The sequence below is a fragment of the Halanaerobiales bacterium genome (assembly GCA_035270125.1).
In the GTDB taxonomy this organism is placed as follows: domain Bacteria; phylum Bacillota; class Halanaerobiia; order Halanaerobiales; family DATFIM01; genus DATFIM01.
In genome coordinates this window covers 1-6,082 of sequence record DATFIM010000079.1, presented here as the reverse complement: position 1 = coordinate 6,082, position 6,082 = coordinate 1, and the positions used below count along the sequence as shown (strand labels likewise).

General features: G+C 32.0%; 4 protein-coding genes. All 4 read left to right on the top strand.

The genetic code is table 11. From position 1 onward, the window contains the following. The first annotated feature begins 326 nt into the window (after positions 1-326). Positions 327-1,259 (top strand): radical SAM protein, encoded by a 933-nt coding sequence (locus tag VJ881_04335; protein ID HKL75277.1) that lies wholly within the window; start codon positions 327-329, stop codon positions 1,257-1,259. Between the two features lie 75 nt (positions 1,260-1,334). Continuing rightward, positions 1,335-3,665, top strand: coding sequence for a DEAD/DEAH box helicase (locus VJ881_04330; protein ID HKL75276.1), 2,331 nt, complete (start codon positions 1,335-1,337; stop codon positions 3,663-3,665). Then, on the top strand, positions 3,583-4,845 hold the full coding sequence (locus tag VJ881_04325) for a ribonuclease H-like domain-containing protein (GenBank protein ID HKL75275.1): 1,263 nt from the start codon (positions 3,583-3,585) through the stop codon (positions 4,843-4,845). Before VJ881_04330 ends, VJ881_04325 begins: the two co-directional genes overlap by 83 nt. Before the next feature lie 4 nt (positions 4,846-4,849). Continuing rightward, positions 4,850-6,082, top strand: a 1,233-nt coding sequence (locus VJ881_04320; GenBank protein ID HKL75274.1) for a tetratricopeptide repeat protein, incomplete at its 3' end; no start/stop codon positions are given.

Sequence of the window (6,082 nt, the reverse complement as noted above, 5' to 3'; positions counted from 1 at the left end):
CAGGCCTGAATTCCCATAGTTGAAAGTATAGGAATAATAACAGTTAGAGAAGCTCTACCATAACCAGATAAGTCATGAATAGCAGCTACTTTTTTTACTGGATTTTTCATGAGAATACATCCTTTCTTTTTATTCTTTAATATTAAAAGTTGTCATTGCATTTACCTCAGGACTATTATACATTATATTTCGAAGACCATCAACTGCATAGGCCATAGGGTTTATTTTTATTTAATGTCAAGAAAATTGATATTCTTTCTCAATAAGAGTATAATTGTATATAGAAAATCTATTTCACAATATAAATAAACTATGGAGTGATAAAGATGAGAATTTTTGGTCCTGTCCCTTCCCGGAGATTGGGAAAGAGTTTGGGGATTAATAATGTTCGACCTAAAACCTGTAGTTATTCCTGTGTTTACTGTCAACTTGGAATAACTGAAAAAATGCAAATTGAGAGAGAAGAGTTTTATGCTGTTGAAGATTTACAAAATGAATTAAAAGAAACACTGGCAAATTTAGATAAACGAAAAGAGAAACTTGATTATATTACTTTTGTGGCTGATGGAGAACCTACTCTTGATAAAAATTTGGGTAAGTCATTAAAAATGATTAAAGAATTAACAGGAATTAAAACTGCTGTTATCAGTAATGCTTCTTTAATTGCCAGAGAGGAAGTGCGAGAAGAGTTAAAAAATGCAGATTGGGTTTCTCTAAAATGTGATGCTTTTAGTGAAGAAATATGGCATAAGGTTGATAGACCTCAGGGAAAATTAAATCTATCAAAAATACAGGAAGGAATGAAAAAATTCAGTAAAGAATTTGAAGGGGAATTTTTAACTGAAACGATGTTAGTTAAAGGAATAAATGATAAAAGAGATGAATTAGAAAAAATAGCTAATTTTATAGCTGAATTAAATACAGACAGTTCCTATGTTGCCATACCTACTCGCCCTCCGGCTAAGCAAGGAATAGAAGGTCCTTCACCTGAAAAAATAAATATGGCAGTCCAAATTTTTAAGGAAAAAGGAATTAAAACAGAGTATCTAATTGGGTATGAAGGTAATGAGTTTTCTAGCACTGGAGATCTCAGAAAAGATCTTTTGAATATTACTTCAGTTCATCCTTTAAAAGAAGAAGCAGTAGAAGAGTTGATCAAGAAATGTAGTAGTGATTGGGAAGAAGTTGAAAAACTTATAGATGAAGAAAAAATTGTTAGAACAAAATTTAAAGATGAAAATTATTATGTCAGAAAGTGATTTTTAAAAAATCAAGTTTTATATGTTATAATAATATAATAACTATGGTATATAAGAAAATGAAAGGTTGATAAAATGAATCTTTCTCAAATAGCTTCTTATTTAAAAGAAGAAAATAAATATAGTGGCCAAATAACTAACTGGGAGACAATTCCTGAAAAAGAAGCTGATTATGTACAATTTCCTTCTAAAATTTCTCCTGAATTAAAAGAAGTACTAAAAGAAAAAGGACTAAAAAAACTTTACTCTCATCAGGGGGAAGCTTATGAAATCGTTGATAATGGAGATAATTTAATAGTTGTTACTCCAACTGCTTCAGGAAAAACTCTCTGTTATAATATGCCAGTTCTGGATACTATTTTAAAAGATGATAATGCCCGTGCTCTTTATTTATTTCCTACCAAAGCTCTATCTCAGGATCAATTAACTGAGTTGTATGATCTTATTGAGAGACTGGATGAGGGAATAAAAACATACACTTATGATGGTGATACTCCAGTTAATGCTCGTAAAAGTATAAGAAGAGCAGGTCATATTGTAATTACCAATCCAGATATGCTTCATACCGGTATTTTACCTCATCACACAAAATGGATTAAATTATTTGAAAATCTGGAATATGTGGTTATTGATGAAATCCACAATTACCGAGGAGTTTTCGGCAGTCATGTTGCTAATGTAATCAGGAGATTAAAGAGGATCTGTAATTTTTATGGCTCTGATCCTCAATTTATAGCTTCATCTGCTACTATTGCCAATCCAGTAGAATTTGCGGAAAAAATGATTGGTGATCAGGTAAAATTAATAGATGAAAATGGTGCACCTCAGGGAAAAAAAGATATTGTTTTTTATAATCCACCAGTGGTAAATAGAGAATTAGGAATTAGAAGAAGTTATGTTCTTGAAGCTGAAAAAATTGCAAGGATTTTTTTAGAAAATGATATAAAATCAATAATTTTTGCCAGAAGTAGATTGAGAACAGAAATTTTACTTTCCTATTTGCAGGATAAATTTGGCACTCAGGATATTAGAGGTTATCGTGGTGGCTATTTACCCGGTGAAAGAAGAGAAATAGAAAAAGGACTTCGTAGTGGTGATATAACTGGTGTTGTTAGTACTAATGCTTTAGAACTTGGAATAGATATTGGCCAACTTGATGTCTGCATTATGGCCGGTTATCCTGGAACAATTGCCAGTACCTGGCAGCAAGCCGGGCGAGCTGGAAGAAGAAACAGCAGATCACTAGCAGTATTGGTAGCTTCCAGTAGTCCTTTAGATCAATATATTATTGAAAATCCTGATTTCTTTTTTGAGAAACCTGTAGAAAGTGCTTTAATTAATCCTAATAATCTTTTGATTTTAATGGCTCATATTAAATGTGCAGCTTTTGAACTTCCCTTTACTGACGGAGAGGATTTTGGAGTGGAGACTACTGAAGAAATACTATCCTATCTGGAAGATCAGCGTATTTTACGTCATAAAGGGGGAAGATGGCACTGGATGGCAGATCGTTATCCAGCTGAAGATATTAGTCTTCGTTCAGCAAGTTCAGATGATTTTGCAGTAGTGGATAGAACTTCTCCTGCTAATAGTAGAGTTATTGCTAAAGTTGATCATTTTGCTGCTTTGACAACTATTCACCCTCATGCTATCTATATTCATGAAGGTAATCAATATCAGGTCAAAGAACTTGATTATGAGGGTAAAAAAGCTTATGTAAAAAAAGTAGATGTTAATTATTATACAGATGCTAATCTGGCAGTAGATATGAGAGTTCTTGATCATTTTGATAAAAAAGAAATTGATAAGCTAGAGGTCGAATATGGTGAAGTTGTGGTTACTGCTAAAGCAACTATGTTTAAAAAAGTTAAATTTAAAACTCATGAAAATGTAGGTTATGGAGATATTAATTTACCGGAAATGGATATGCACACAACTGCTTATTGGTTTAGTTATCCGCTAGAAATGATTGAAAAATTAGGTCAGAAAGGTATTGAGAGTGGTCTTCAGGGAGTTGCAAATCTTTTAGAAAATATTGCTCCTTTACCTTTGATGTGTGATCCCCATGATATTCACTCAGCCACTCAGGTTAGATCACCTTATACAGCTAAACCTACAATTTTTATTTATGATTCTTATCCTGGAGGTTTGGGTTTAAGTGAAAAATTATATAGAATTCATTTTGATCTATTAAAAAGAGCAGAAAAACATCTGGATAATTGTGGTTGTGAAGATGGTTGTCCTGCCTGTGTTGGGCCAGTCAATGAAGTTGGTATGGATGGTAAAAATAATGCCCGAATTTTAATTGAGGAGGCTCTGCATGATGAAGCCCGGGAACATCAAAGAGAGATTGAAAAAACTCGATACAGATCAGAAATCAAAAAATTCTCAGGAGGAGAAGAATAATCAGGTAAGCTCCTCATTTATTAAAGAAAAATTGGCTGGAGAAATTATTGAAAATGAGGGTGGAGATTTTTATAAAAGAGAAGTTCACTATGATTTAGCCAGAAATCATGGTTTTTATCAAATTGGTGAAATTTTTGAGCATAAATTTTCTGATTTAAAAATGATTTTAAATAAAAAAGATAAAAATATATTCAAAGATAAAAAAATGAGCGATATTTTAAACAATTTTCTTTTTATTGATACTGAAACTACCGGTTTGATGGGGGGAACAGGTACTCTTCCCTTTATGATTGGTGCTGGTTATTTTAAAGATAATAAGTTTATAGTCAGACAATATTTTATGCGTGATTATGATGATGAATATGCCCTGCTATTGGATTTGAAAAAACTTATAAAAGCTAATGATTATTTAGTGAGTTTTAATGGTAAGACATTTGATCTTCCTTTATTAGAAACCAGATTTGTTCTTAATCGAATGAATAAACCTGAAGCTGATTTTCACTTTGATCTTTTGCATATTTCAAGAAGGGTCTGGAATCATCTGCCTTCCTGTTCACTGGGAAGTTTAGAAAACAAAATTTTGGATATATATAGACGTGATGATGTTCCAGGTAGTGAAATTCCTAAGATATATTTTAAGTATTTAAGAAAAAAAGATCCTCTGCTGGTGGCCCCTATTTTTAAACATAATCTAATTGATATTGTTTCATTAGTAATTCTTTTAAAACATCTTTTGGAAGTATATAATAATACTCGTAACTGTCAATTATCAGCTAATGAATTATATAACCTTGGACGTCACTGGGAAAAGAAAAAGGAATTGAAAAAAAGTATTGATTTTTTGGAAGAAGCAAGAGAAAAGTCTCAAAAATATAAATTAGATGAGGATATAGCTAAAAAGTTGAGCTGGCAGTATAAAAGAGAAGACAATTGGGAAAAGGCAGTTTTAATCTGGGATGAGATGGTTGAAAATAAACAGGGAAAACTTTTTCCCTATCGAGAATTGGCTAAATATTATGAGCATCAACTAAAAGATTATCAAAAAGCAAAATATTATGTACAGCAGGCTCTGGAAATTTTACTTGAAAAACGTGTTATTTTTAGTGATTTTGAAGAAGAAAAAGAAAAATTAGATCACCGGTTAAATAGACTTGTAAAAAAAATGGAGAAAGGAGTTTGATAAAATGGATAAAGTAACAAATATTGAAGATTATATGGATAAGAAAAATGAACAGGCTAAATCATATAAAATTGGGAGGAATGAGCCCTGTCCCTGTGGTAGTGGTAAAAAATATAAGAAGTGTTGTGCTCAGGTAACTCCAGAAAAATCTAAAGAGTATTATCGAGAAAAAATAAAAGAGGAAGATGATGCAGATGAAATTTTTAATCTTCTTTTAGAAGCAGATAAAGATTATCCGGTAGATCCTGATTTCACATTACCAATTGCTGTATATTCTCTGCAAAATAAGAAACCTGAACAGGCCAGAAATTACCTACATAAAGCCTGGAAAATAATGAAAGAAGATTTAGAAGATGTATTTATAATGCCTCTTGTTAATTTATTATTACAAAATGGTGAATTAGATGAAGCTTCTGATATAGTTGATAAAGCACTTGAGGAAAAAGGAGATTCCCCACAACTTCTTATTGCTCAGGGAGAAGTTATGAAAGCTAAGGGTAATTTTGAAGGAGCCTTTAATGTTATTGAAAGAGGGCTTGAGATTGAACCAAATAATTTTGAATTAATAATCTTTAAAATAGAAACTTTACTTGATGTAAATAATCTGGTTGCTGCTTTAGAAGTCTGGCGTAATAGTTTTGATGGGTTAATGCCTTTAGTCGAAACTGGAGAAGTATATGCTCTTCGATTTTTGAAACAACTATTAGTTGAAAACTTTTCGATGGCAGAAGATGCCGAAAAAGAAGAAATGAAAGCTGTTCTTGATCAGGCTATTGATGCTAATAAACTATGGAATGAGGCTTATGAAAAGATAGGTGACCAGAAAAAAGAAGAAGCTGTAGAAAAATTAGATAAAATAAGAGAGTTAGTTCCTGCAGATTCAGCTTTAGTAACTAATTTGGTTCATGATTATTATGTAGCTGGAAATTATGATAGAGTGCTTGAAACTGCCGGTAAATCAGAAGAATATTTTGAAGATAATCCTGATTTCAATCACATGATTGGCCTTGCTCTATTGGAAAAGGGTGAATTAAAAGAAGCTAAGCCTCGCCTTGATATAGCTCATGAAATGGCTCATGGTCCTAAATTTGAGACTCAGGCCGATAAGTGGAGTATAAGTGGTGATTATCTCAGATATTTTATAGAAAGTAATGATAATGAAGGTTTAATGGAAGTTATTGAAGATATTAATGGCCTTCTCTCAGATGAAGATACTTTAATCAGTAGTTTGATGAAA